The organism is Aureimonas sp. SK2 (genome assembly GCF_029813115.1).
Classification (GTDB): domain Bacteria; phylum Pseudomonadota; class Alphaproteobacteria; order Rhizobiales; family Rhizobiaceae; genus Aureimonas.
In genome coordinates this window covers 1-25,941 of record NZ_JAPZDS010000015.1, presented here as the reverse complement: position 1 = coordinate 25,941, position 25,941 = coordinate 1, and the positions used below count along the sequence as shown (strand labels likewise).

Genomic DNA, 25,941 nt, shown 5'->3' with positions numbered 1-25,941 from the left:
CCGTCTCCTCAACAGGAGATGCACGATGACCCGACGCCCGCTCGGCGCCCTTTGCGCCATGCTTCTTCTCGGCGCCGCGCCCGCCCTGGCGCAGACCACCCCGACGACGCCGGCGCCCGGCAGCCAGGACACGCCCCTCCAGGCCATTCCCCCGTCCACCGACCCATGCGCGGCGCAGCCGGACGGGGCGGACGGACAGACCCTCAGCGGCCAGCTCGCCGATTGCGGCGGCGTGCTGGTGCCGCCGCCGACCGGCGCGACCGGGATCGAAGCGCCGGTCCCGGCGCCCGATCCCGGCACGACGCCGGTGATTCCGCCGGAAGCGGCACCGGCTCAGCCCGGCGGCGCGAATCCGACCTGACGCGAAAGAGCCTCGGCGAAGCCGGTTCGCCGGGGCCGCGTACTCTCAGAGGCCGACGTCCTGGAGCAGACCGGCGGCCAGCGTCAGCCGGGAGACGGAGGTCTCGCCGGTTCCCGCCAGGCGCTGGAGCTGCTCGGCGGCGGTGCGGACGGCCTCGCCCTGCGCCGCCGTCCAGGCGGCCACGGGGTCCTCGCCGTCGCCCTCGCTGAGCGCGAGGATGGTCAGGCGCCGGCGCTCGCGCGCGATCTGGCTGCCGGCGCGCTCCAGCGCCAGCGTCTCGTAGTAGTCGGACGGGCGCAGCGAGACGAGCGCCTCCTCAAGCCGGCCGATGTGGAGCGCCTGCGTGATGGCGAAGGTGGCGCGCATCGCCTCGCCGAACGGCCGTCCCGTTTCACGTGAAACACGCTCGACGTCCGGCAGGAGGGCGAGAAGCGGCAGGCGGGCGATGCGGGTGGCCAACTCGTCGGGCACGCCGGCGGCGACCCAGGCGGCCTGGGCGGCGGTGAACTCGGCGCGCGCGCCGTCGCTGGCGAGATCCACCAGCGACGGGCCGAACTCGGTGGACAGGCGCTTGAGCGCCCCCGCCGTCTCGCCGAGGTCGAAGGCGCCCGAGCGCGCGAGGCCCGCGACCCCGACCTGCAGGAAGAAGGACACGGCTGCATAGAGGTCGTTCTGGACCGAACCCGGCAGGCGGGCGTCCAGCGCGTCGATCTGCCGGAGGAGGTCGGCGATGTCGAACCCGTCGTGGATCGCGACATAGGCGGCCGCCAGAACCGAGCCCGACCGGCCCGTCGCATCGCGCAGGACCGTGGCGAAGGACAGGCCGAGATGGTTGACGAAGCCGTTGGCGAGCCCGGTCGCCACGATCTCGCGCCGCAGGCGATGGGCGAGAACGTCCGCCTCGAACTTCTCGCGCAGCGCCTTGGGGAAGTAGGCGAGAAGCCGGCCGGCGAGATAGGGGTCGTCCGGCAGCGGGCCTGCGACCAAGGTGTTGAAGAGGTCGATCTTGGCATAGGCGAGCAGCACCGCCAGTTCCGGCCGCGTCAGGCACTGGCCCCGCGCGCGAAGGTCCGCGATGGCGCCGGGCGAGGGCAGGGTCTCGACCTGCCGGTCCAGCGCGCCCATCTCCTCCAGCGCCGACATCAGCCGGGCCTGAAGCGCGAGGCGCGACACCCCGGCCTTTTCCTCCAGCGAGATCGCCAGCGTCTGCGCGTAGTTGTTCGCCAGCACCAGCGCCGCCACCTCGTCGGTCATGGAGCCGAGCAGCCGGTCGCGCTCCTCGCGCGAGATGCGTCCCTCGGCGAGCGGCTGGCGCAGCGCGATCTTGAAGTTGACCTCGACGTCCGACGTGTTGACGCCGGCGGAATTGTCGATCGCGTCGGTGTTGAGCCGCACGCCCGAGCGCGCCGCCTCGATGCGCCCGGCCTGCGTCAGGCCGAGATTGGCACCCTCGCCGATGACCTTGGCGCGCACCTCGCGGCCGGCGATGCGCACCGCGTCGTTGGCGCGGTCGCCGACGTCGAGATTGGTCTCGGTCGAGGCGCGGACATAGGTGCCGATGCCGCCGAACCAGAGGAGGTCCACCGGGCTTTTCAGGATGGCCGAGATGATCTCGGCCGGCGTGCCTGAGGCCTTGTCGAAGCCGATGGCGTTGGCGGCTTCGGGCGACAGGCGGATCAGCTTGTCGCGGCGCGAGAAGACGCCGCCGCCGCTCGAGATGACCGAGCGGTCGAAGTCGGCCCAGGACGAGCGGGGCAGGGCGAAGAGGCGCTGGCGCTCTTCGAACGAGCGCGCCTCGTCCGGGTTCGGGTCGATGAAGATGTCGCGGTGGTCGAAGGCGGCGACCAGCCGGATCTTCTTCGACAGGAGCATGCCGTTGCCGAAGACGTCGCCCGACATGTCGCCGCAGCCCGCGACCGTGAAGGGTTCGGACTGGATGTCCCAGGCCTTCCCGTCGCGGCCCATCTCGCGGAAGTGTCGCTTCACTGCCTCCCAGGCGCCGCGCGCGGTGATGCCCATCGCCTTGTGGTCGTAGCCGGCCGAGCCGCCGGAGGCGAAGGCGTCGTCCAGCCAGAAGCCGCGCGCGCGCGCGACCGCGTTGGCCGTGTCGGAGAAGGTCGCGGTGCCCTTGTCGGCGGCTACCACGAAATAGGGGTCGAGCTCGTCATAGGCGACGACGCCGGTCGGCGTCACCGCCTCGCCCGACGGCTCGATATTGTCGGTGACCGACAGGAGCGAGGCGATGAAGACGACATAGGCCGAACGGCCTGCCTCGAACCAGGCCTCGCGGTTGGCGGCGTCCGGCAGGCGCTTGGGGTAGAAGCCGCCCTTGGAGCCGACCGGCACGATCACCGCGTTCTTGACCTGCTGCGCCTTCACGAGGCCAAGAATCTCGGTGCGGTAGTCCTGGCTTCGGTCGGACCAGCGCAGGCCCCCGCGCGCCACCGGGCCGAAGCGCAGATGCACGCCCTCGACGCGCGCGTCGAAGACGAAGATCTCGCGATAGGGAACGGGGGCAGGAATGCCCTCGATCCGGTGCGGGTCGATCTTGAAGGCGAGCGCGGGTTTGACCGCTGTCGGCACCGAGTTGGGGTCGGCCGAGACGTCGGGCACGGCGTAGAAGTTGGTGCGCAGCGTGGCCAGCACGGCGCCCATCAGACGGCGCACCACGCGGTCTTCGTCGAGGCTCGTGATGGCGTCCAGCGAGCGGCGCAGCGCCAGGAGCGGCTCCAGCGTGCCGCGGGCGGCGGCCTGGACCGCTTCCGCGTCCTCGGCGAGCTCGTCCGGCAGCGCGTCGGCGCGGCGCTCGCGCGCCGGGTCGAAGGCGCCGGTGAAGAGGGCGACCAGCGCGCGCGCCACGTCCGGCTGGCGCTCCAGCACCTGCGCCATGAATTCGGGCGTCGTGGCGAAGCCCGTCTGGCGGAGATAGCGGGCATAGGCGCGCAGCACGTTGGCCTCGCGCCAGTCGAGCCCGGCCCCGAGCACCAGCGCGTTGAAGGCGTCGTCCTCGATGCGCCCGTCCACCACGGCCTGGAGCGTGGCCTCCAGGGCGAGCCCCTTGTCGGTCGGCGCGGCGAAGGACCTGGAGCGCGGGATCAACTCCATGTCGTGCAGCCAGACATGGCTTCCGTCGGCGCGCAGGATCTCGTACGTCTGCTCGGCCAGCGGCGAGAAGCCCATGTTCTCCAGGATCGGCACCCGGCGCGACAGGGGGAGGGCCTCGCCGAGATGGAAGATTTTGAGGCGCAGCGAGGCGGCCTCGTCGCCCTCGCGGCGGTAGAAGTCGATGCCGAGCGGCGAGCCCGCGCGCAGCTCCAGGATGCGCGCGGCGTCCTCCACCGCCTCCTCGGGGTCGACCGCGTCACGGTAGCCGCCCGGCAGGCCGGGGGCGAGCGCCGTCAGCTCGCCCAGCCGTCCGGTGCGCGCGGCCGCCCGCTCGAAGGCGAGCGACCAGTCGCGCGCGATGGCCGCGATCACCATCTCGATCTCGGTGACGTCCGCCTCCGGCGTCGGCCCGCCGGTGCGTCCGATAATGTAGTGGATGGAGGCGAGCGAGCCTTCCGGGAAGTTCGGGTAATAGGCCGAGACGTGGCCGTCGTAGCGGTCGGCGAGGATGACGCCGATCTCGTCGCGCAGGCGCGCGTCGTAGCGTTCGCGGGGCACGAAGACGAGCACGGAGACGAAACGGTCGAACCGGTCGATGCGCGGCAGGACGCGGATGCGCGGGCGCTCGCCGAGTTCGGTCACGATGCCGACGAAGCGCTCCAGGAGATCGACGTCGATCTGGAACATCTCGTCGCGCGAATAGGTCTCGAGCGCGACCGCCAGCGCCTTGCCCGAATGGGAGCGCGGGTTGAAGCCGAAGCGCTCGGTGACGGTGGCGGCCTTGGCGCGCAGGTAGGGGATGGAGGCGAGCGGCTGGGTATAGGCGCCGGACGCGAAGAGGCCGACCACGCGCAGCTCGCCGGTCAGCCGCCCGTCCGCGTCGCGCAGCTTGACGCCGACATAGTCCATGTAGGCGCGGCGGTGGACGCGCGCACGGCTGTTGGCCTTGGCGACGATGAGCGGCTCGGGATCCTCCAGGAAGGCCCGCAGCTCGGGGCTCGGTGCGTCCGTCGCCCCCTCGCGGCGCAGGACACGCACGTTCGGGTCGCGCAGGATGCCGAGATCGCTGCCCTCCACGCGGCGCAGCGCCTCGCCTTCGGCATGATAGGAGAATTCGCGCAGGCCCAGGAAGATGAAGTTGCCGGCGGCGAGCCAGTCGAGAAGGGCGGCGCCCTCCCGGTCGGCGCCCGCCTTGCCCTCGTCGCGCTGCGCGGCGGCGCGCGCCTCGATGGCGCGGGCGGCCTCTTCCACCCGCGCGCGCATGGCCGGGAAGTCGGCATTGGCGACGGCCACCTCGCCGAGGATCGCCTCCAGGCTGCGGGCCAGCGCCTCCTCGGCCGCCGGGTCCGGCATCGGCTCGATCACCACCTGGATCAGGCTGACGGGATCGCCGCCCGCCGCCCCCGGCCGGCGCTCGGACAGGCGCAACGGCGCACCGTCCGCGCCGCGCTCGATCAGGAGGATCGGATGGGAGATCTCGTGGATGGCGGGCGCCCGGTCGGCGATCTCGGCGATCACCGAATCGAACAGGAAGGGCATGTCGTCATGGGCGATGGTGACGGCGGTGACGGGCTCGCCGGCCCGGAGCTCGCCCCGCAGGCGCCGCACGGAGACCACCGCCCGGCCCGGCCGGTGGCGGTCGAGCACCGACACCGCCTCGTCGGCGAGCTTGGCAAGGGCGTCCGGCGAGAAGGCGGCGAGGTCCTCGGCCGGCGGGCGCGCGAACAGGAGCGGCGCCAGCCGCGCCCCGGCCCCGCCCTCGGGCAGGTGCGCCAGGGCGCCGGTGATGATCCGGGTCTTGGTCGGGTTCGGCTCGGTCGCCATGCGGATCCCCTCGGGAAGAACTGCCTGCCGGGGCGCTAAACCGGCCCCATGCGAATCATCTCATCGGCCCGTGACGGGACCATGAGGGACCCGCCGGGGCAACCTCCCTTATAGGGCGGCACGACCGCAAGTCGCCCGGCGGGCCGCCGGCTCGTATTGCTCTCGCCACGCTTTTGCGCGAGGGTCCGGCCATGACGAACCGCCCCGACGACCACGCCCGGCAGGCCGAGGCCGAGGCCATCCTGCGCCGCGTCCGGCAGGAGACCGACCCCCAGACCGGCGCGGCGGCCGAAAGCATGTCGCGCGGGCTGCGCCGCCACTTCTGGGCGGGCGACGCCGATCCGGCCGACCGGATGGAGGTGATCGGCACGCGCATCGGGCGGCTTGCCGGCCTTCTCGCCTTCTTCGCCCTCGCGATCGGCCTCGCCGTCCAGCTCTCGTCCCCCTGATCGGCGCCGATGTCCTCTTCCGTTTCCTCCCCCGGCGGGGACAAGCCTGCCGTCCTGTCGATCTCCAGCCACGTCGCGCGCGGCACGGTGGGCAACCGGGCCGTGGTGTTCGCGCTGGAGTCGCTCGGGCATCCCGTCTGGTCGGTGCCGACCGTGACGCTGCCCTGGCATCCCGGCCACGGGCCGGCGACGCGCATCGTGCCGGACGAGGCGGCGTTCTCCGCCTTTGTCGACGATCTTGCCCGCGCGCCCTGGCTCGGCGAGGTCGGGGCCGTGATCACGGGCTATTTCGGCGCCGCCCATCAGGTGGAGCCCGCCGCGCGGCTGGTGGATGCCGTGCGGCGGGCGAACCCGAAGGCTCTCTACCTCTGCGATCCTGTCGTCGGCGACGGCGGGGAGGGGGGCGGGCGCCTCTACCAGCCGGCCGAGACGGTGGCCGCCATTCGCGACCTGCTTGTCCCTCGCGCCGACATCGCGACGCCCAACCGCTTCGAGCTGGAATTCCTGACCGGGCTCGAATTCTCCACCAACGACCACCTGATCGAGGCGGCGAGCGCGCTGGGGCCGGCCCAGGTCGTCGTCACCTCGGCCTTTCCGCTCCTGCGCGGGGGGATCGGCAATCTCCTGGTCGCCGACGGGATGGCGATGCTGGCCGAGCACCGGCGCATCGAGGGCGTGCCCAACGGGCTCGGCGACCTCACCGGCGCCGTGTTCCTCGCCCGCATCCTTTCGGGCGCCACCGGCGAGAAGGCGCTCCAGGGGACCACGGCCGCCGTGTTCGAGATCCTCGCCCGCACCACCAAGCGAGGCAAGGACGAGCTGACGCTGGAAACCGACACCGACAGCCTGAGGACCCCCATGGCCATGGTCCAGATGCGCCGCCTGGCACCGGCGGGGGGCGGTCGGCGCGCTTGAGGACCCTTGTCGGCATCGACGGCTGCCGGCGCGGCTGGGCGGCGGCGATCGAGCACGGCGACGGGCGTGCGGAGCTGCGCGTCTTTCCCGACTTCGCGGCCCTCATCGCCGCCGTTCCGGAGGATGCGCTCGTCGTCGTGGACATGCCGATCGGCCTGCCGGAGCGGATCGACGGCCCGGGGCGGGCGGCCGAGGCGGCGGTGCGGCCGCTTCTCGGGGCTCGGCGGTCGAGCCTGTTTCCGATCCCGGCGCGCGGCGCGGTGGAGGCCTGGGACGGCCCGCATGCCGGGGAGGCGGCGCGGGGGGCGGCGCACGCGCGCGCCTCGGCCCTTGCTCGTGCGGCCTCCGAGCCGCCGCGCGGCGTGTCGCGCCAGGGCTTCATGCTGTTTCCCAAGATCCTGGAGATCGACCGGCTCCTGCGGGCCGACCCGGCGCTGTGCGGCCGTGTCCTGGAAAGCCACCCGGAGGCGGCCTTCGCGGTCCTGAACGGCGGCCGGGCGATGGCGTCTGCCAAGAAGGCCGGCGGGCGGCCGCAGGGGGCGGGCCTTGGAGAGCGGCGGGCGCTGCTCGTCCGCCTGGGCGTGCCCGCCGCGCTGATCGACGCGCCCCGTCCGGCGGGCGTCGGCGAGGACGACCGCCTCGACGCCTGCGCGATGCTTCTCGTCGCGCGGTCCGTGGCGACGGCGCGCGCGCGGCCCTTTCCCGATCCTCCGGCGCGCGACGCCCACGGCATTCCGATCGCGATCTGGCTGCCCCGTCCGGACCTGTGCAGTGCGGAAGAAATTGGTCTAGAAGCGTTGCAAACCAGCGACGGAGCGACGATGCCCCTTCTCCCCGATGCCCTCGTGTCCGGCTACCGCAGCTTCGTGCAGGGCCGCTATCTTCAGGAAACGCAGACCTACCGGGCGCTCGCCCGCGACGGCCAGACGCCGGAGACCATGGTGATCGCCTGCTGCGACTCGCGCGCGGCGCCCGAGACGATCTTCGGTGCGGGGGCGGGCCAGCTCTTCGTCGCGCGCAACGTCGCCAACCTCGTGCCGCCCTACAACCCGGACGGCGAGTTCCACGGCACCTCGGCGGCGCTGGAATTCGCGGTCCAGGCGCTCAAGGTGAAGAACATCGTGGTGATGGGCCACGGCCGCTGCGGCGGCATCAAGGCGGCGCTGACTTCCGACGCCGAGCCGCTCTCGCCGGGCGACTTCATCGGCAAGTGGATGAGCATCCTCCAGCCGGTGGCCGAGACGGTGGCCTCCAACGAGCTGATGACGCCGAGCGAGCGCCAGACGGCGCTGGAGCGGATCTCCATCCGCACCTCGATCGCGAACCTCCGGACCTTCCCCTACATCGCCGCGCGCGAAGAGGCGGGCGAGCTCAGCCTCCATGGCGCCTGGTTCGACATCTCCACCGCCGAACTCTGGGCGATGGACCCCGAGACCGGCGACTTCCAGCGCCCCCTGGTGGACGTGGAAGACGCCGTGATCTGAGGCGGCTCCGGGCCCTACTCCGCCGGCACCGGCGAGGCGTCCAGGGCCTCGATCGTGCCGCCGCGGTTGTAGGCGGCCTCGTCGAGGATCCCCTGGCGCTTGGCGACGATGGTCGGCACCAGCGCCTGACCCGCGACGTTGACCGCCGTGCGGCCCATGTCGAGGATCGGGTCGATGGCGAGCAGGAGGCCGACGCCTTCGAGCGGCAGGCCGAGGGTGGAGAGCGTCAGCGTCAGCATCACGGTGGCGCCCGTCAGGCCTGCCGTCGCCGCCGAGCCGACCACGGCCACGAAGACGATCAGGAGATAGTCCTCGATCCCGAGCGGCACCCCGAAGAACTGGGCGACGAAGATCGCGGAGATCGCGGGGTAGATGGAGGCGCAGCCGTCCATCTTGGTGGTTGAGCCGAGCGGCACGGCGAAGCTCGAATATTCGCGCGGCACGCCGAGGCTCTTCTCCGTCACCCGCTCGGTGATCGGCATGGTGCCGATGGAGGAGCGCGACACGAAGGCGAACTGGATCGCCGGCCAGGCGCCCTGGAAGTATCGCAAGGGGCTGAGGCCGTGGGCGAGGAGCAGGGCGGGGTAGACCACGAAGAGCACCAGCGCGAGGCCGACATAGATCGCCACCGCATAGGTGCCGAGCTGGGCCAGCGTCTCCCAGCCGTAGACCGCGACCGCGTTGCCGAGGAGGCCGACGGTCGCGATCGGGGTCAGGCGGATGATCCACCAGAGCACCTTGTGCACGACCTTCAGGAAGGACCGGTTGAAGGCGAGGAACGGCTCGGCCGCCTCGCCGACCTTCAGCGCCGCGACGCCGACCGCGATCGAGATCACGAGGATCTGCAGGACGTTGAAGTTGAGGCTGGTCGAGGCGCCGCCCTCGCGAAGGCTCGTGGACGCCTGGAGGCCGAGGATGTTGGAGGGGATCAGCCCGGTCAGGAAGTCGAGCCAGGAGCCGGAGCGGGCCGGGGCGCTCGCCGCCTCGCGCGCGACGGACGTCGAGAGGCCCGGCTGGAAGACGAGCCCCAGCGCGATGCCGATCAGGACCGCGATCAAGGCGGTGATCGCGAACCAGAGAAGCGTCTGCCAGACGAGGCGCGCGGCGTTGTCGAGCGCGCGAAGGTTGGCGATGGAGGCGACGATCGCGGTGAAGACGAGCACCGGCACCACCGTGCGCAGCAGCGACACGAAGGAGGAGCCGACGGTGGACAGGGTCTGTGTGAGCCAGTTCGGCCCGTCCGCACCCGGCCCCATGGAGCGGGCCACGAGGCCGAGCACGATGCCGAGCACCAGCGCGACCAGGATCTGGAAGCCGAAATTCGTCCAGAGCGGCTTCGTCGGCCGGGACGGCGAGGGGGGGGCGGCTTGAGCGGCCATCGGGAAACTCCGGAAGGGACGGCGGCCTTCGAGGCCGGCGCGGATGGGCTCTATCTAGGGCCGGGCCAGCGCCGCGCCGAAGCATGAGCGTGTCGCGCGGCAGACCATAAGGGAAACATTCTTTCGCGCGCGGGAATTCCGGCATCGGTGTGTCGGCGTGGCGCGCCGGACACAGGACCGGGGACGGCGGCGGCTTTTGCGGGCGCTCGGCTTGCGAAACATGGTAAACACCCTTTCTACAGCCAGTGATGCGGACGACGCGCGAGTGCCGCGCGACAACGAAAGACGGGGAACGGGGATGACCCAGATGATCAGAACGGGCTTGGGCCTTGCGGCGCTCGTGGCCCTGGCGGGCTGCCAGTCGGCCGCGCCGAGCTTCGGCGGCGGCAATGTCGGCGGCCCGGCGCCGCTGCGCCCCGCCCCGACGGGCCAGGTCTATTCCAATCAGCTTCCCCCGCCGCCCCCGCCGCCCGCCGCGCCCGTGACCCCGCCGCCCACGCCGCCGGCCGACGCGAGCGCCGCGAGCCAGACGCCGGCCCCGACCCAGACCGCCTCCAATGCACCCGTCACCCGCGAGGGGCTGGTCGGCGCGTGGCGCGTGTCGTCGGGCGGCGGCAACTGCCAGATCTTCATGGCGCTCACCCAGTGGACCGGCGGCTATCGCGCCGCCTCGCGCGGCTGCCCCGGCCAGGTCGCCGACGTCTCGGCCTGGGACGTTTCGGGCAGCCAGGTTCTCCTGAAGGACTCCAGCGGCTCCACCGTTGCCACGCTGAGCAACACCGGCGGGACCCGCTACGAGGGCACCACCAGCGGCGGCCAGTCCGTCAGCCTCTACCGCTGATCCGCAGGCCCGGCGCCGCGACCGTTCGCGGCGCCGGCTCTCGGCCGGCCGGACGCGCGGCCCCGGCCGTCGCTCCCCTGCCGAAACGCGGCCGCCCGGCGCGTCCATTTCCAGAAGGTCTCGTGTCATGCCGCATCAAGGCTACGGCTCAGTCGGGTCCGAGCGCGGTCCGGTGCGCGCCGAGCTGGCACGGCGGGTGGGATCGGGGCGGTTGCGCGAGGATGCGGTGCAGGCCGGCGTCGCAGACCGCCTGGATCGGCTGGGGCGCGAGCTGAAGGCGGCGGCGCTGCCGGCCAAATCCAGCGCGCTCGGCTGGCTCTTCGGCCGGCGCGAACGGCCCCCCGCGCCGCGCGGCGTCTATATCCACGGCTCGGTCGGGCGCGGCAAGTCCATGCTGATGGACCTCTTCTTCGACACGGCGCCGGTCGAACAGAAGCGCCGCCTGCACTTCCACGAGTTCATGGCCGAGATGCACGGGCGCATCAACGCCCACCGCACGGCGGTGAAGGCGGGCGAGGCCAAGGGCGACGATCCGATCGGGCCGGTGGCCGAGACGGTCGCCGCCGAGACGCGGCTTCTGTGCTTCGACGAGTTCACCGTCACCGACATCGCCGACGCGATGATCCTGTCGCGCCTCTTCGACGCCCTGTTCGCCCGCGGGCTGACGCTGGTCGCGACGTCCAACGTCGCGCCGGACGATCTCTACCGCAACGGGCTGAACCGGCCGCTCTTCCTGCCCTTCGTCGACACGTTGAAGGCGCATACCGACATCCTGTTCCTCGACGCGCCGACCGACTACCGGATGGAGACGATCGGCGCGGGCGACCTTTATGTCACTCCGCTGGGGCCTGAGGCCGAGCGGCGCATGGACGCGCTCTGGCGCTCGATCCTGGCAGGCGCGGCCGAGGCCCCGGAGACGCTGCCCTTTCGCGGACGCTCGATCGCGGTGCCGCGCGCGGGCGCCGGGGCGGCGCGCTTCTCCTTCGCCGACCTCTGCTCCAGGCCGCTCGGCGCCGCCGACTTCCTGGCGCTCGCAGCCCGCTACCATACGCTGATGGTGGACGGGGTGCCGGTGATCGGGGCAGGGGAGAGAAACGAAGCCAAGCGGTTCATCCTTCTCGTCGACACGCTCTACGACGCGCACCGGCGCATCGTCGTCTCGGCCGCCGCGCCCGCCGAGGATCTCTACCGAGCCCCGAGCGGCACGGAGGCCTTCGAGTTCGACCGCACGGTCTCGCGCCTGATCGAAATGCGCTCGGACGCCTATCTGGAGGAGGCCGAACGCCGCCGCGCGGCGGCGGGAACGGCCGCCGACGCGCCCGGCGCGTGAAAATTTTCCGACAAGGCCGGTCCGCGGCACACCGTTGGAATCATGGCCGGAACCGATTGACGCTTACGTAATCCCCGCATAGCCTAACCGGTTGAATTTGTTCGACGTGGCGCGCGGCCATTGCGCGCGGCGGCCGGTCGGGCTATCCCCCTGCCCGACACGAGGGAAACCCGAGCCCGCCCCATCGCACCGGGGCGGTTCGGAATCCGCCCTTGTCCGGGGGGCCGCAGCGTCCGCCGCTTTTTCGGGAAACCAGGGCGTCCGATGACGAGAACCCTTCCGCCTCTCACGCCTTCGCGCCCGTTCGCGGCGCCGGGCGCGTGGACGGACGGGCAGCCCTGCGCCCCGACCCATTCTCCTTCGTCCCTCGCACCCATCCGAGACGGGAAGCTTTCATGAACATCCACGAGTATCAGGCCAAGCAGGTCCTCAAGGGCTTCGGCGCCCCGGTCGCCTCGGGCGTCGCGATCACCAGCGCCTCCGAGGCCGAGGCCGCCGCCCGGCAGCTCCCCGGCCCGCTCTATGTCGTGAAGTCGCAGATCCATGCCGGCGGTCGCGGCAAGGGCAAGTTCAAGGAACTGGGCCCCGACGCCAAGGGCGGCGTGCGCCTGGCCAAGTCCGTCGAGGAAGCCGTAGCCCACGCGACGGAGATGCTTGGGCATACGCTCGTCACCGCCCAGACGGGCGATGCCGGCAAGCAGGTGAACCGCCTCTACATCGAGGACGGCGCCGACATCGCCCGCGAGCTCTACTGCTCGCTGCTCGTCGACCGCTCGGTCGGCCGCGTCGCCTTCGTGGTCTCGACGGAAGGCGGCATGGACATCGAGGCGGTCGCTCACGACACGCCGGAGAAGATCATCACCGTCGCGATCGACCCGGAGACGGGCGTCACCGACGCGGACGTTGCCAGGATCTCGGACGCCTACGGCCTCGAGGGTGCCGCCCGTGAGGACGCCAAGTCCCTCTTCCCGGCGCTCTACAAGGCCTTCACCGACAAGGACATGGCGCTCCTCGAGGTGAACCCCTTGATCGTCATGACCGACGGCCACCTCCGGGTGCTGGATGCGAAGGTCTCCTTCGACGGCAACGCGCTGTTCCGCCACGACGACATGAAGGCGCTGCGCGACGAGACCGAGGAGGACGCCAAGGAGATCGAGGCCTCCGAGTGGGACCTCGCCTATGTCGCGCTCGACGGCAACATCGGCTGCATGGTCAACGGCGCCGGTCTCGCCATGGCGACGATGGACATCATCAAGCTCTACGGCAAGGAGCCGGCGAACTTCTGCGACGTCGGCGGCGGCGCGTCGAAGGAAAAGGTCGCGGCGGCCTTCAAGATCATCACGGCCGATCCGGCGGTGCAGGGCATCCTCATCAACATCTTCGGCGGCATCATGCGCTGCGACGTGATCGCGGAAGGCGTGGTCGCGGCGGTGAAGGAAGTCGGCCTCAAGGTTCCGCTTGTCGTGCGCCTCGAAGGCACGAATGTCGACCTCGGCAAGAAGATCCTCAACGAGAGCGGCCTCGCCATCACGGCCGCCGACGACCTCGACGACGCCGCGCAGAAGATCGTGGCGGCGGTCAAGTAACCGCGCCGTTCTCTCGCCCGTCGATCCCTTTTCCGGAGTCTAAAGAAGACACCATGTCCATCCTCGTCGATAAGAACACCAAGGTCCTCGTCCAGGGCCTGACCGGCAAGACCGGCACCTTCCACACCGAGCAGGCGCTCGCCTACTACGGCACCAAGATGGTGGGCGGCATCCACCCGAAGAAGGGCGGCGAGAGCTGGTCTTCGGGCGTCGACGGCACCTCGCTACCGATCTTCGCGTCCGTCGCCGAGGCGCGCGAGCGCACCGGCGCCGACGCCTCGGTCATCTACGTGCCCCCGGCGGGCGCCGCCGACGCCATCATCGAGGCGATCGAGGCCGAAGTGCCCTTCATCGTCTGCATCACGGAAGGCATTCCGGTGCTCGACATGGTGCGCGTCAAGGCGCGCCTGGAGAAGTCGAAGTCGCGCCTTCTCGGCCCGAACTGCCCGGGTATCCTGACGCCCGAGGAGTGCAAGATCGGCATCATGCCGGGCTCGATCTTCAAGAAGGGCAATGTCGGCATCGTCTCGCGCTCCGGCACCCTGACCTACGAGGCGGTGTTCCAGACCACCAACGAGGGCCTGGGCCAGACCACGGCCGTCGGCATCGGCGGCGATCCGGTCAAGGGCACCGAGTTCATCGACGTCCTCGAGATGTTCCTCGCCGACGACGAGACCCAGTCGATCATCATGATCGGCGAGATCGGCGGCTCGGCCGAGGAGGACGCCGCGCAGTTCCTGATCGACGAGGCCAAGCGCGGCCGCAAGAAGCCGATGGCCGGCTTCATCGCGGGCCGCACGGCGCCCAAGGGCCGCACCATGGGCCATGCCGGCGCGGTGGTCTCGGGCGGCAAGGGCGACGCGGAATCCAAGATCGCGGCCATGGAAAGCGCCGGGATCAAGGTTTCGCCCTCGCCGGCCCGCCTCGGCAAGACGCTGGTGGAAGTGCTCAAGGGCTGAAAACCACCGGTTTGCGGGCGCGATCATTCGATTTTTAACGATCGCGCCCCTATCTGGCCGGAATGATACGAAATGCCAGCCGCGCGGCGTTCCGGCCCGCGCGGCCGCCCCGTCTTCGGGGTGTCGACGAGCCGAACGCGTTCGAGTGAGCGGCGGAGAGCCTGACGCCTCCGCCTCCGATCATCTTTCAGGGAGACGGCGTCCGCGAAACGGCGGGGGCCGCTTTGTCATCATCATGGCACGCAATCCGGCGAACGAGACCTTCGCGGCGACCTCCTTCCTCTACGGCGGCAATGCCGACTACATCGAAACGCTGGCCGCCGCCTACGAGCGCGACCCGTCGTCGGTGCCGGCCGAGTGGCGCGCCTTCTTCGGCGAGGTCGCCGACGACAAGGCGACCGTCGTCAAGAACGCCGAAGGGCCGTCCTGGACGAAGTCCAACTGGCCGGTGACGCCGAACGGCGAACTCGTCGCCGCGCTCGACGGCAACTGGGGCGAGGCGGAGATCCGCGTCGAGAAGAAGCTGCGCGACAAGGCGGCGGCCGCCGCGCCCAAGGGCGAGGCCCCGTCCGAGGCTGCGATCCTGCAGGCGACGCGCGATTCGGTCCGTGCCCTGATGCTGATCCGCGCCTATCGCGTGCGCGGCCATCTCCACGCCAAGCTCGACCCTCTCGGCCTCGCCGCCCCGGAGGACGACTACAACGAGCTGTCCCCGGAGAACTACGGCTTCACGGAAGCCGATCTCGACCGCCGCATCTTCATCGACAACGTGCTCGGCATGGAGTACGCGACCGTCCGCCAGATGGTCGACATCCTCCAGCGCACCTATTGCGGCACGGTCGGCGTCGAGTTCATGCACATCTCCAACCCTGCCGAGAAGCAGTGGATCCAGGAGCGCATGGAAGGCGCGGGCAAGGGCGTCGAGTTCACCGACCAGGGCAAGCGCGCCATCCTCAACAAGCTGATCGAGGCCGAGGGCTTCGAGAAGTTCCTGGACGTCAAGTACAAGGGCACCAAGCGCTTCGGCCTCGACGGCGGCGAGGCGCTGATCCCGGCGCTTGAGCAGATCATCAAGCGCGGCGGCCAGATGGGCCTCAAGGAGATCGTGCTGGGCATGGCCCATCGCGGTCGCCTCAACGTGCTCGCCCAGGTCATGGGCAAGCCGCGCCGCGCCATCTTCCACGAGTTCAAGGGCGGCTCCTACAAGCCGGAAGACGTCGAGGGCTCGGGCGACGTCAAGTACCATCTCGGCGCCTCGGCGGACCGCGAGTTCGACAACAACTCCGTCCACCTGTCGCTGACGGCCAACCCGTCGCATCTGGAGATCGTCAACCCGGTCGTCATGGGCAAGGCGCGCGCCAAGCAGGACCAGCTCGGCGGCGGTCGCACCCGCACCGAGGTCGTGCCGCAGGAAGTGCGCAACCAGGTCCTGCCGCTCCTCATCCACGGCGACGCGGCCTTCGCCGGCCAGGGGGTCGTCGCCGAGTGCTTCGGCCTGTCGGGCCTCAAGGGCCACCGCGTCGGCGGCACCCTGCACTTCATCATCAACAACCAGATCGGCTTCACCACCAATCCGCGCTTCTCGCGCTCCTCGCCCTACCCGTCGGACGTCGCGAAGATGGTCGAGGCGCCGATCTTCCACGTCAACGGCGACGACCCGGAAGCCGTGACCTACGCCGCGAAGATCGCCATCGAATACCGGCAGACCTTCCACAAGCCGGTGGTGGTGGACATGTTCTGCTACCGCCGCTTCGGCCACAACGAAGGCGACGAGCCCGGCTTCACGCAGCCGATCATGTACCGCAAGATCCGCGAGCATAAGACGACGCTCGAGATCTACACCAAGCGCCTCGTCGAGGCGGGCGTCCTGACCGAGGCCGACGTCGAGGCGCGCAAGGCGGAGTTCCGCACGCAGCTCGACGGCGAGTACGACGCCGGCCAGAGCTACAACCCGAACAAGGCCGACTGGCTGGACGGCGCCTGGTCGGGCCTGCGCCGCGCCGACGACGAGGACGAGCAGCGCCGCGGCACGACCGGCGTGCCGGTCAAGACGCTGAAGGAGCTAGGCCAGAAGCTGACCGAGGTGCCGGAGGGCTTCGAGGTCCACAAGACCATCGGCCGCTTCCTCGACAACCGCGCCAAGGCGATCGAAACCGGTGAGAACCTCGACTGGGCGACCGGCGAGGCGCTGGCCTTCGCCTCGCTTCTGGCCGAAGGCACGCCGATCCGTCTGTCGGGCCAGGATTCGGAGCGCGGCACCTTCTCGCAGCGCCACTCGGTCCTCTACGACCAGCGCGACGAAAGCCGCTACATCCCGCTGTCCCACCTCGTGAAGGGGCAGGCCAATTACGAGGTCATCAACTCGATGCTCTCGGAAGAGGCCGTGCTCGGCTTCGAATACGGATACAGCCTAGCCGAGCCGAACGCGCTGACGCTCTGGGAAGCCCAGTTCGGCGACTTCGTGAACGGCGCGCAGGTCGTCATCGACCAGTTCATCTCTAGCGGAGAGGCCAAGTGGCTGCGCATGTCGGGCCTCGTGATGCTCTTGCCGCACGGCTACGAGGGGCAGGGGCCGGAGCACTCCTCCGCGCGCCTCGAACGCTTCCTCCAGGCCTGCGCCCAGGACAACATGCAGGTCGCCAACTGCACGACGCCGGCCAACTACTTCCACATCCTGCGCCGGCAGATGAAGCGCGACTTCCGCAAGCCCCTGATCCTGATGACGCCGAAGTCCCTCCTCCGCCACAAGCGCGCGACCTCGGACCTGTCGGAACTCGCCGGCGACACGACGTTCCACCGTCTCCTGTGGGACGACGCCGAGATGAAGCCAAACTCGGTCTCGGTGAAGCTCAAGAAGGACAAGGACATCCGCCGCGTCGTGCTGTGCACCGGCAAGGTCTATTACGACCTTCTGGAGGAGCGCGAGAAGCGCGGCATCGACGACATCTATCTCCTGCGCGTCGAGCAGCTCTATCCGTTCCCGGCGAAGGCCCTGATCAACGAGCTGTCGCGCTTCCGCCAAGCCGAGATCGTCTGGTGCCAGGAGGAGCCCAAGAACATGGGCGCCTGGAGCTTCATCGAGCCCTATCTCGAATGGGTGCTCGACCGGATCGGCACGGAAAAGCGCCGGGCGCGCTATGCCGGGCGCCAGGCCGCGGCTTCGCCCGCCGTCGGCACCATGTCCAAGCACATCGCCCAGCTCGAAGCCTTCCTGGAGGAAGCGCTGGGGAACGCGGCGGCCTGACGGCCGCCTCGCCCGCCCTTTCCCCCGACACCCTTTTCAGATGAGATCCCGATGAGCACCGAAGTCAAAGTCCCCACCCTTGGCGAATCCGTCACCGAGGCCACGATCGGCCAGTGGTTCAAGAAGGCGGGCGACACCGTCGCGCAGGACGAGACGATCGCCGAGCTGGAGACCGACAAGGTCACGGTCGAGGTCCCGGCGCCGGCTGCCGGCGTCCTGTCGGAGATCCTCGTCAAGGAAGGCGAGACGGTCGAGGTCGGCGCGCTGATCGCGATGATCGGCGAGGGTGCGGCCGGCGGCGCCTCGGCGCCCAAGGCCGACGCGCCGAAGGCGGAGACGCCCAAGGCCCCCGAGCCGGCCGCGACGCAAGGCTACGGCAACGCCTCCACGGCCCCGGCGGCCCCCGCCGGCAACGGTGGCGGCACGAGCCCGGCTCCGTCGGCCGCCAAGCTGATGGCCGAGAAGGGCCTCCAGGCCTCGGACGTCGAAGGTTCGGGCAAGCGCGGCCAGGTGCTGAAGGGCGACGTCATCGACGCCATCGCCAAGGGCTCGTCGGCCCCGGCGCAGGCCAAGGCGCCCGCCGCCCCGCGCCCGGCCTCCTCGGCCGACGACGCGAGCCGCGAAGAGCGCGTGCGCATGACCAAGCTCCGCCAGACCATCGCGCGCCGCCTCAAGGACGCGCAGGACACGGCGGCGATGCTGACCACCTTCAACGAGGTGGACATGTCGGCGGTCATGTCGCTGCGCGCCAAGTACAAGGACATCTTCGAGAAGAAGCATGGCGTGAAGCTCGGCTTCATGGGCTTCTTCACCAAGGCGATCACCCACGCCCTGAAGGAGATCCCGGCGGTGAACGCCGAGATCGACGGCACCGACATCATCTACAAGAACTACGCCCATGTCGGCATGGCCGTCGGCACGGACAAGGGCCTCGTGGTGCCGGTCATCCGCGACGCCGACCAGATGTCGATCGCCGAGATCGAGAAGGAGCTCGGGCGTCTGGCCAAGCTCGCGCGCGACGGCCAGCTCACCATGGCCGACATGCAGGGCGGCACGTTCACGATCACCAACGGCGGCGTCTACGGCTCGCTGATGTCGACGCCGATCCTGAACGCGCCGCAGTCGGGCATCCTCGGCATGCACAAGATCCAGGAACGTCCGATGGTCGTCGGCGGCCAGATCGTGATCCGCCCGATGATGTATCTCGCGCTGTCCTACGATCACCGGATCGTCGACGGCAAGGAAGCCGTGACCTTCCTCGTGCGGGTCAAGGACTCGCTGGAGGACCCGGAGCGTCTGGTCCTCGACCTCTAAAGACAACGCGGGCGCCGGCGGCTCGTCCCTCGGCGCCCGTCCCCATGATCGGACGGTCTGCCGAAATCCGCCCAGCGGAATGTTTCACGTGGAACAGTCCCCGGGAGCCGAGTTGAGCCGGGAGCTTCTCCAACCCGCCACCGGGCAAGCCACCATCGCCTTTACGATGCCAACGGGAGACTTACGCCATGTCTGAGCGGGTCATGATCGTCACGGGAGGCTCGCGCGGGATCGGGGCCGCGACCGCGCGGCTCGCCGGCGCGGCGGGCTACACGGTGCTCGTCAACTACGCCGCCAATGCCGAGGCCGCCGAGAGCGTGGCGGCCGAGATCCGTGCGGCCGGCGCGCAGGCGGAAACGGTGCGCGGCGACGTCGGCTCGGAAGCGGACGTGCTCGCGATCTTCGCGGCCGCCGACCGGTTGGGCCGCCTTGCGGTCCTCGTCAACAACGCGGGCGTCGTGGACCAGCCGGCGACTGTCGCCGACATGGATCTGCAGCGCCTCGAGCGCATGTTCCGCATCAACACGATCGGCTCGATCCTCTGCGCCCGGGAGGCCGTGCGCCGCATGGCCACGGGGCGCAGCGGGCAGGGCGGTGTCATCGTCAACCTGACCTCGGCCGCGGCCAAGCTCGGCGCGGCGGGCCAGTATGTCGACTATGCCGCCGCCAAGGGCGCGATCGACAGCTTCACCATCGGCCTTGCAAAGGAAGTGGCCGCGGAGGGCGTGCGCGTCTGCGCCGTGCGTCCCGGCATCATCGAGACCGACATCCACGCCTCCGGCGGCCTGCCGAACCGCGTCGCCGAGATGACACCCGGCCTTCCCATGCGCCGGCCCGGCAGCGCCGAGGAGGTCGCCCGCGCGATCCTGTGGCTCGCATCGGACGACGCCACCTATTCCACCGGCACGATCCTCGACGTGTCCGGCGGACGGGCGATCCTGCCGTGAGGCCCTTGTTTCCTTCCGCGCTTCCCGTTCCAAGTGCTCCGGCAGGAGAGGCGGCACCCGCCTCGCAGCCAAGGCTCGGGCACCCATGACATCCCTCCCTACCGAACTCGCCCTTCTCGGCTGGTCCGTCGTCCTCCTCGTCGCCCAGATCATGCTGCAGGGGCGGCTGGCGACCCAGGAACGGGGGCTCGACTGGAACGCCGGCCCGCGCGACGGCGAGGCCAAGCCGCTGGGTGAGAAGGCCGGCCGCGCGGCGCGGTCGCTGGCGAACTTCCAGGAAACCTATCCCGCCTTCGTGGCGCTCGCGCTCGGCCTTGCCGTGTCGGGGCGCACCGGCGGGATCGGCGAGGCGGGCGCGATCCTCTGGTTCGTCGCGCGCATCGTCTACGTGCCCCTCTATCTCTTCGGCGTGCGATACGTGCGCAGCCTGGCATGGGCGGCCTCGATGCTCGGCCTCCTCCTGATGCTCATCCGCTTCCTCTAGACAGTCCCAACTTCGAGAAGACCCGACATCATGTCCGACACCTCCTCCTTCGATCTCGTCGTCATCGGCTCCGGCCCCGGCGGCTATGTCGGCGCCATCAAGGCCGCCCAGCTCGGCCTGAAAGTGGCCGTGGTGGAGAAGCGCCAGACCTACGGCGGCACCTGCCTCAATGTCGGCTGCATCCCGTCCAAGGCCCTGCTCCATGCCTCGGAGATGTTCGCGGAAGCCGGCCATTCCTTCGCCGACCTCGGCATCAAGGTGGCGCCCGAGCTCGACCTGCCGACCATGCTCGGCCACAAGGACAAGACGGTGAAGGCCAATGTCGACGGCGTCGCCTTCCTGTTCCGCAAGAACAAGATCGAGGGCATCACTGGCACGGGGCGCATCGTCAAGGCGGGCGAGGTCGAGGTGACGGGCGCGGACGGCGCCAAGCGCACGCTCGCCACCAAGGCCATCTGCATCGCCACCGGGTCCGAAGTCGCCGGCATTCCGGGCCTCGACGTCGCCTTCGACGGCCAGACGATCGTCTCGTCCGACCACGCGATCGCGCTCTCGAAGGTTCCGGCCTCGATGGTCGTCGTCGGCGGCGGCGTGATCGGCCTCGAGCTCGGCTCGGTCTGGTCGCGCCTCGGCGCCCGCGTCACGGTGGTGGAGTATCTCGACAAGATCCTTGGGCCGATGGACGGCGAGGTGTCCACCCAGTTCCAGAAGCTCCTCGTGAAGCAGGGCTTCACCTTCAAGCTCGGCGCCAAGGTGACCGCCGTCGCCAAGACGGAATCGGGCGCCTCGGTCACCTTCGAGCCGGCCAAGGGCGGCGCGGCCGAGACGCTGGAGGCCGAGGTCGTGCTGATCGCGACGGGCCGCCGCCCCTTCACCGAAGGGCTCGGCCTCGACGAGGCGGGCGTCGCGCGCGACAAGGCGGGCCGGGTCGAGATCGACGCGCACTATCAGACCAGCGTGCCCGGCATCTACGCGATCGGCGACGTCGTGAAAGGACCGATGCTGGCCCACAAGGCCGAGGACGAGGGCATCGCGCTCGCCGAGATCCTGGCCGGCCAGGCGGGCCACGTGAACTACGGCGTCATTCCTTCGGTGGTCTACACCTCGCCCGAGATCGCCTCCGTCGGCAAGACGGAAGAGGAGCTGAAGGCGGAAGGCGTCGACTACAAGGTCGGCAAGTTCCCCTTCATGGCGAACGGGCGCGCGCGCGCCATGCTCCAGACCGACGGCTTCGTGAAGGTTCTGACCGACGCGCGGACCGACAAGGTGCTCGGCGGCCATATCGTCGGCTTCGGCGCGGGCGACATGATCGCCGAGATCGCGGTCCTGATGGAGTTCGGCGGCTCGGCCGAGGATCTGGCGCGCACCTGCCACGCCCATCCCACGATGTCGGAAGCCGTGCGCGAGGCCGCCTTCGCCGCCTTCGCCAAGCCGATCCACGTCTGACCGGATCGGCGATCCTACTCCAAGCAAAAGGGGCGGCGCATCCGGTGCGCCGCCCCTTTTCGTTCGTCAGGCGTTGCCGCCGGCCCAGAAGCCCTGGTCGAGGGGAAGCCGGGCGATCTCGTGACGCTCGCCGTCGAGCACGCGGGCATGGTCGCCCCAGTCGTCGGCGAATCCCGAGCGCGTCAGCACCTCGCGCACCGCGCCCACCGCCTGCTGGTCCGTCACCGCGTTGATCGCGTCGTGAAACGGCCCCGGCACCCAGGCCGACCCGTCCACCCGTCCCGTTTCGATCCGGTATCGCGACATCCGTTCATCCTCCCGAGATGGATCACGACGGGAGTGTGAACCCATCGGACGGCCCTGTCACCTTTCGAATCCGTCAGGAGCGCCGTCCCTCGACGCAGCGGCGATAGGCCCGCTCGCCGTCCCGCTCGGCCTGAACGCGCGCCAGGGCGTTGGAGCCGAAGCCGTCGCGCGCGTCCGACAGGTTCTCGTAGGTGTTGCGCGCCGTCTGGTCGGCGTAATTGTCGCAGCCCGGCCGCACGGGCGGACGGTAGGACGCCGGCGCAAGGCCGATCGGCGGGCCGGACACCGGACCATCGACGGCGGTGCAGCCGGTCAGGAGAAGAAGGGCGACAAGAGGAAGCGCAGCGCGCATGGGGAAACCTCCGCGCCGCCGTGCCGCGCGAAACGCGCGGGAAGCCGGCGGCCTGATCATCCCCCCTCAACTCGGCCCCCGCGCCCTGCGTTCCCGGCAATCCCGTCAGGCGGTTCTCAGTCCGCCCGCGTCACGGTCCAGCCGGTCCGGCGCAGTCCCTCGACGAGGCCGGTCTCGCCCGGCAGGTGGAGGGCGCCGACGGCCACGAACCGGCCGCCCTTGGCCAGAATCGGCCGGAGCCGCTCGGCCATCAGCGCGTTGCGGCGATGGACCACGCGGTCCTCGAAGGCCTGGGTGACGGCGAGCGAGGACGCCTCGTCCGTTCCGGACGGCAGGGCGCGCTCGGTGGCCGGGCCGATCAGGGCGATCCGGCCGTCGAGATAGAGCGCGATCATGGTCTCGAAGATGTCGGGCAGCCGGTCGGCGAGTTCGACGGTCGCCACGAGATTGTCGGCCTGGAGGTCGAGCGGCATGGAGGCGAGAGCCTCCAACTGCTCGGCGGCCGATTCCAGCCCCTCCAGCTCAAGCCCTTCGCCTTTCGCCCGCTCGGCGATGGCGACGTCGAGCACCTTGGCGCCGCCCGCCGTCCGCTTCACCTCGCAGTCCGGCATCATCAGCCCGGCCGCCACGAACCAAGGCTGGAGGCGGGCGACGGCGGCGGCCGGCGTGCCGCGCGCTTCGAGAAGCGGCAGGACGTCGGCCATGCCGTCCGGCCCGACCACCTCGGCCAGGGTGTGGCCGGGCGGCAGGATGGTAAGGTCGGCGCGCGACAGGAGCGTCGCGGCCATGCGCTGCGGGTCGAGGATGTCGGTGGTCTCGATCACGACGCCCCGTGCCTGCGCCAGCGCGGCCTCGGCCGCCGCCGGCAGCGCGAGGATGCGCGGGTCCGACAGGTGCATGGTGCCGAACAGGAAGGAAGGGGCGAGCCCTTCGCGCTCGATCCGGTAGAGGCGCCCTTCGCCGTTGATCGTGGAGGCGGCCTCGCGCACGAGGTCGGGCATAGCGCCCTTGGCCTCGAGGTCCGGCAGGAGGCTGCGCCCCTGCGTGCAGGCGAGCGCGGCGGGACGTTCCTGGACGGCTGCCGGACGCTCCTGCAAAGCTGCCGGACGCTCCTGCGCGTCCGCCGCCGAGACCGCGGCAGCGAGCAGGAGCGCGATGCAGACGGCGAGCGGAAACAGGTGCGGCAGCGCCGAGAGGATCAGCGGCAGGGCGCTGCGCAAGGGGCGTTTCGTCATCGGACCTCGGGTCCCGCGATCGTCGGGTCGGCCGGCACGGCGCCGGGCGGGATGCATGTCTAGCGGCAAAATCCGACGAAATGCTGAAGGCGGCGGCCGTGATACGGCGGGTCAGCCCGCGCGGGCGCGCCGGGCGCGGGGATGGGCGTCCTCGAAGGCCTGGAGCAGCCGCACCCCGTCCACCGCGGTGTAGATCTGCGTCGAGGACAGGGAGGCGTGGCCGAGGAGGTCCTGGATGGTGCGCAGGTCTCCGCCCTTGGCGAGGAGATGTGTCGCGAAGGAATGGCGCAGCGCGTGGGGCGTCGCGGACGAGGGAAGGCCGAGGAGCCCGCGCAGCCGCGCCATCTCGGCCTGCACGATCTGCGGGCGCAGCGGCCCGCCCCGCGCGCCGCGGAACAGCGGCTCGCCGGCGGCGAGATCGAAGGGGCAGAGCCGGCGATACTCGGCCACGGCCTGCGTCACGGCCGGCAGGAGCGGCACCAGGCGCTGCTTGCGCCCCTTGCCGGTGATGGTCATCGAACGCGCCGTCTCGTCGCGCAGCGCGTCGCCTTCGAGCCCGAGCGCCTCCGAGATGCGCAACCCGCAGCCGTAGAGGAGGGTCAGCACGGCGACGTTGCGCGCCGCGATCCAGGGCTCGGACGCCATGGCGCCGGCTTCCTCCGTCACGGCCAGCGCGTCGGCGACGGGCAGGGGGCGCGGCAACGACTTGGGTTGCTTCGGCGCGCGCATGGCGGCGGGACCGGCCGAGGAGGCCAGGCCCTCGCGCTCCAGGAAGCGCACGAAGGAGCGGATGCCCGAGAGGATGCGGTTGAGGCTGCGCGGCCCGATCCCCTCGCGCCGCCGCTCGGCGAGAAAGGCGCGCAGGTCGATCGCCGACAGGGCGGCGAGGTCGCCGGGCTCGGCCGGTCGTCCGTGGTAGCGGCCGAGGAACTGCAGGAACTGACGCACGTCCCGCTCGTAGGCGTCGATCGTCAGCCTGGCCCCGTGGCGCTCGACGCCCAGCCGATCGAGCCAGGCGGCCTTGAGGGCGAGGAGCGGAGCGGTGGCGGAGACGAGGAGGGGCTCGGACATGGGCGGGGTCTCGTGGTTCGCTCGAACAGGACCACCTCACCGCCGAGAGGTAAAGGGAGCGTTGCGGCTGGACGAAACACCGCCCCGGCCCATTTCGCCGAGAGCGCCCCGGCAAGGTTGCCGTGGCCCCGAGATCCAAGCCGCCGCCCTCGCGCGGCGCAGAGAAGGGAAGAAGATCCATGAAACGTCATGCCACCGCTATCTGGAACGGCGCGCTCGCGGACGGTCGCGGCACGCTGACCACCCAGTCCGGCGCCCTCGACGCCCACGGCTATTCCTTCAAGGCCCGCTTCGAGGACGAGAGCGGCAAGTCGGGCACCAATCCGGAAGAGCTGCTGGCGGCGGCCCACGCGGGCTGCTTCGCCATGCAGCTCTCGCACTTCCTCGCCGAGAACGGCACGCCGGCGGACGAACTCAAGGCGCGCGCCGTGGTAAGCGTCGAGCAGGCCGACGGCGGGTTCGAGGTCCGCTCCTCGAAGATCACGCTGGAAGCGCGCGTGCCCGGCATCGAGGACGGCACGTTCCAGCAACTCGCCGACAAGGCGAAGGCCGGCTGCCCGATCTCCAAGGCGCTGGGCGCCATCGAGGTGAGCCTCGACGCCAAGCTCGTCTGACGCGAAAGGCCGCGGGTCCGCTCGTCTGCGGACCTGTCCGGTCACTCCGGGCGCCGCTTGCGTCCGTAGAGTTCCAGCCGGTGGAACACGATCTCGTAGCCGAGCGATCGCGCCACCTCGTCCTGCAGCGCCTCGATCCGGTCGGACGAGAACTCGATCACATCGCCCGTGTCGATGTCGATCAGGTGGTCGTGGTGCTCGCCGTCCGCCTGTTCGAAACGTGAGGGACCGTTGCCGAAGGCATGGCGGTGGATCGCTCCCTTCTCCTCCAGGAGTCGCATCGTCCGATAGACGGTCGACAGGGAGATGGAGGGGTCGACCGCCGAGGCCCGGCGGAAGATCTCGAGCGCGTCGGGATGATCGGGGTGCTCGCGCAGGATGGCGATGATCGTGCGGCGCGGACGGGTGATGCGCACGCCCGCCTCGCGCAGGAGCGTCTCGTAGTCCGGCGGCACCGGGCCGGGCGGCGAAGGGCGGGTCGTCGTCATGGCCGCTTCTTAGCGGATCGGCGGGGGCGGGAAAACGGGGCAGGCACGGGGAAGGGGAACGTCGGCATCCCCGGCGCCCGAAAACCCCTCGCCGAGTCTCCGCTGGGGAAAGATTCGGGACCGATTCCGTCCGGCGTATCGAAGCTCTGACAGGCAGCTGACGGATAGCCCACACGACAAGGCGTTGATACCGCGACGATTTCCCAT

At 70.4% G+C, this 25,941-nt stretch carries 21 protein-coding genes and 1 pseudogene; 15 read left to right on the top strand and 7 right to left on the bottom strand.

All coding sequences use genetic code 11. The features are described from left to right. Nucleotides 1–25 precede the first annotated feature (25 nt). Nucleotides 26–361, top strand: coding sequence for a hypothetical protein (locus tag O5O54_RS17385; RefSeq protein ID WP_279483101.1), 336 nt, complete (start codon nt 26–28; stop codon nt 359–361). A gap of 45 nt (nt 362–406) precedes the next feature. On the opposite strand, the gene O5O54_RS17380 is transcribed toward O5O54_RS17385, so the two are convergent. Continuing rightward, entirely contained in the window at nt 407–5,290 is a 4,884-nt protein-coding gene (locus O5O54_RS17380) for an NAD-glutamate dehydrogenase (RefSeq protein WP_279483100.1), read from the bottom strand. A 191-nt stretch (nt 5,291–5,481) separates the two neighbouring features. Between O5O54_RS17380 and O5O54_RS17375 the strand changes: the two genes are divergently transcribed. From O5O54_RS17375 to O5O54_RS17360, 4 genes and pseudogenes are all read left to right on the top strand, one after another. After that, the gene (locus O5O54_RS17375) at nt 5,482–5,739 is read left to right on the top strand and encodes a hypothetical protein (RefSeq protein ID WP_279483099.1); all 258 of its coding nucleotides are present in this window, start codon (nt 5,482–5,484) and stop codon (nt 5,737–5,739) included. Nucleotides 5,740–5,748: 9 nt separating this feature from the next. Further along, nucleotides 5,749–6,654 carry a pyridoxal kinase PdxY gene (pdxY, locus tag O5O54_RS17370; protein WP_279483098.1) on the top strand — a complete coding sequence of 302 codons (906 nt, stop codon included), beginning with the start codon at nt 5,749–5,751 and terminating at the stop codon, nt 6,652–6,654. After that, nucleotides 6,651–7,358: pseudogene (locus O5O54_RS17365) on the top strand (DUF429 domain-containing protein); the annotation flags it as partial. The gene pdxY and the pseudogene O5O54_RS17365, both read left to right, overlap by 4 nt. A 117-nt stretch (nt 7,359–7,475) precedes the next feature. Further along, entirely contained in the window at nt 7,476–8,138 is a 663-nt protein-coding gene (locus O5O54_RS17360; RefSeq protein ID WP_279483192.1) for a carbonic anhydrase, read from the top strand. A 14-nt stretch (nt 8,139–8,152) separates the two neighbouring features. Here O5O54_RS17360 and O5O54_RS17355 read toward each other — a convergent pair whose 3' ends face one another. Beyond that, a complete protein-coding gene (locus tag O5O54_RS17355) occupies nt 8,153–9,517 on the bottom strand; it encodes a dicarboxylate/amino acid:cation symporter (RefSeq protein WP_279483097.1) in 1,365 nt (454 codons plus the stop codon). Between the two features lie 298 nt (nt 9,518–9,815). Between O5O54_RS17355 and O5O54_RS17350 the strand changes: the two genes are divergently transcribed. The 9 genes from O5O54_RS17350 to lpdA all read left to right on the top strand — a co-directional run bounded on the left by O5O54_RS17350 (nt 9,816) and on the right by lpdA (nt 21,668). Next, the gene (locus tag O5O54_RS17350) at nt 9,816–10,358 is read left to right on the top strand and encodes a protease inhibitor Inh/omp19 family protein (RefSeq protein ID WP_279483096.1); all 543 of its coding nucleotides are present in this window, start codon (nt 9,816–9,818) and stop codon (nt 10,356–10,358) included. Between the two features lie 127 nt (nt 10,359–10,485). After that, nucleotides 10,486–11,688 (top strand): cell division protein ZapE, encoded by a 1,203-nt coding sequence (zapE, locus tag O5O54_RS17345; RefSeq protein ID WP_279483095.1) that lies wholly within the window; start codon nt 10,486–10,488, stop codon nt 11,686–11,688. Nucleotides 11,689–12,083: 395 nt separating this feature from the next. After that, nucleotides 12,084–13,274, top strand: coding sequence for an ADP-forming succinate--CoA ligase subunit beta (gene sucC / locus O5O54_RS17340; protein WP_279483094.1), 1,191 nt, complete (start codon nt 12,084–12,086; stop codon nt 13,272–13,274). Between the two features lie 53 nt (nt 13,275–13,327). Beyond that, on the top strand, nt 13,328–14,233 hold the full coding sequence (sucD, locus tag O5O54_RS17335; protein ID WP_279483093.1) for a succinate--CoA ligase subunit alpha: 906 nt from the start codon (nt 13,328–13,330) through the stop codon (nt 14,231–14,233). A 235-nt stretch (nt 14,234–14,468) separates the two neighbouring features. After that, nucleotides 14,469–17,477 carry a 2-oxoglutarate dehydrogenase E1 component gene (locus tag O5O54_RS17330; RefSeq protein WP_279483092.1) on the top strand — a complete coding sequence of 1,003 codons (3,009 nt, stop codon included), beginning with the start codon at nt 14,469–14,471 and terminating at the stop codon, nt 17,475–17,477. A 51-nt stretch (nt 17,478–17,528) separates the two neighbouring features. Further along, a complete protein-coding gene (gene odhB / locus O5O54_RS17325) occupies nt 17,529–18,791 on the top strand; it encodes a 2-oxoglutarate dehydrogenase complex dihydrolipoyllysine-residue succinyltransferase (RefSeq protein WP_279483091.1) in 1,263 nt (420 codons plus the stop codon). A 188-nt stretch (nt 18,792–18,979) separates the two neighbouring features. Continuing rightward, nucleotides 18,980–19,738, top strand: coding sequence for an SDR family oxidoreductase (locus O5O54_RS17320; protein WP_279483090.1), 759 nt, complete (start codon nt 18,980–18,982; stop codon nt 19,736–19,738). An 85-nt stretch (nt 19,739–19,823) separates the two neighbouring features. Next, entirely contained in the window at nt 19,824–20,222 is a 399-nt protein-coding gene (locus O5O54_RS17315) for an MAPEG family protein (RefSeq protein ID WP_279483089.1), read from the top strand. Nucleotides 20,223–20,252: 30 nt separating this feature from the next. Next, the gene (lpdA, locus tag O5O54_RS17310) at nt 20,253–21,668 is read left to right on the top strand and encodes a dihydrolipoyl dehydrogenase (RefSeq protein WP_279483088.1); all 1,416 of its coding nucleotides are present in this window, start codon (nt 20,253–20,255) and stop codon (nt 21,666–21,668) included. Between the two features lie 66 nt (nt 21,669–21,734). Here the strand turns inward: lpdA and O5O54_RS17305 are convergent, their stop codons facing one another. The 4 genes from O5O54_RS17305 to O5O54_RS17290 all read right to left on the bottom strand — a co-directional run bounded on the left by O5O54_RS17305 (nt 21,735) and on the right by O5O54_RS17290 (nt 24,632). Next, the gene (locus O5O54_RS17305) at nt 21,735–21,974 is read right to left on the bottom strand and encodes a hypothetical protein (RefSeq protein WP_279483087.1); all 240 of its coding nucleotides are present in this window, start codon (nt 21,972–21,974) and stop codon (nt 21,735–21,737) included. Between the two features lie 73 nt (nt 21,975–22,047). Beyond that, nucleotides 22,048–22,326, bottom strand: coding sequence for a hypothetical protein (locus tag O5O54_RS17300; RefSeq protein WP_279483086.1), 279 nt, complete (start codon nt 22,324–22,326; stop codon nt 22,048–22,050). 116 nt (nt 22,327–22,442) lie between these two features. Continuing rightward, nucleotides 22,443–23,561 carry a TraB/GumN family protein gene (locus O5O54_RS17295; protein ID WP_279483085.1) on the bottom strand — a complete coding sequence of 373 codons (1,119 nt, stop codon included), beginning with the start codon at nt 23,559–23,561 and terminating at the stop codon, nt 22,443–22,445. Between the two features lie 111 nt (nt 23,562–23,672). Continuing rightward, nucleotides 23,673–24,632, bottom strand: coding sequence for a tyrosine recombinase XerC (locus tag O5O54_RS17290; RefSeq protein ID WP_279483084.1), 960 nt, complete (start codon nt 24,630–24,632; stop codon nt 23,673–23,675). Nucleotides 24,633–24,811: 179 nt separating this feature from the next. On the opposite strand from O5O54_RS17290, the gene O5O54_RS17285 reads away from it, so the two are divergent. Continuing rightward, entirely contained in the window at nt 24,812–25,246 is a 435-nt protein-coding gene (locus O5O54_RS17285) for an OsmC family protein (protein ID WP_279483083.1), read from the top strand. Nucleotides 25,247–25,287: 41 nt separating this feature from the next. Here the strand turns inward: O5O54_RS17285 and O5O54_RS17280 are convergent, their stop codons facing one another. Beyond that, the gene (locus O5O54_RS17280; RefSeq protein ID WP_279483082.1) at nt 25,288–25,734 is read right to left on the bottom strand and encodes a Fur family transcriptional regulator; all 447 of its coding nucleotides are present in this window, start codon (nt 25,732–25,734) and stop codon (nt 25,288–25,290) included. Nucleotides 25,735–25,941 lie beyond the last annotated feature (207 nt).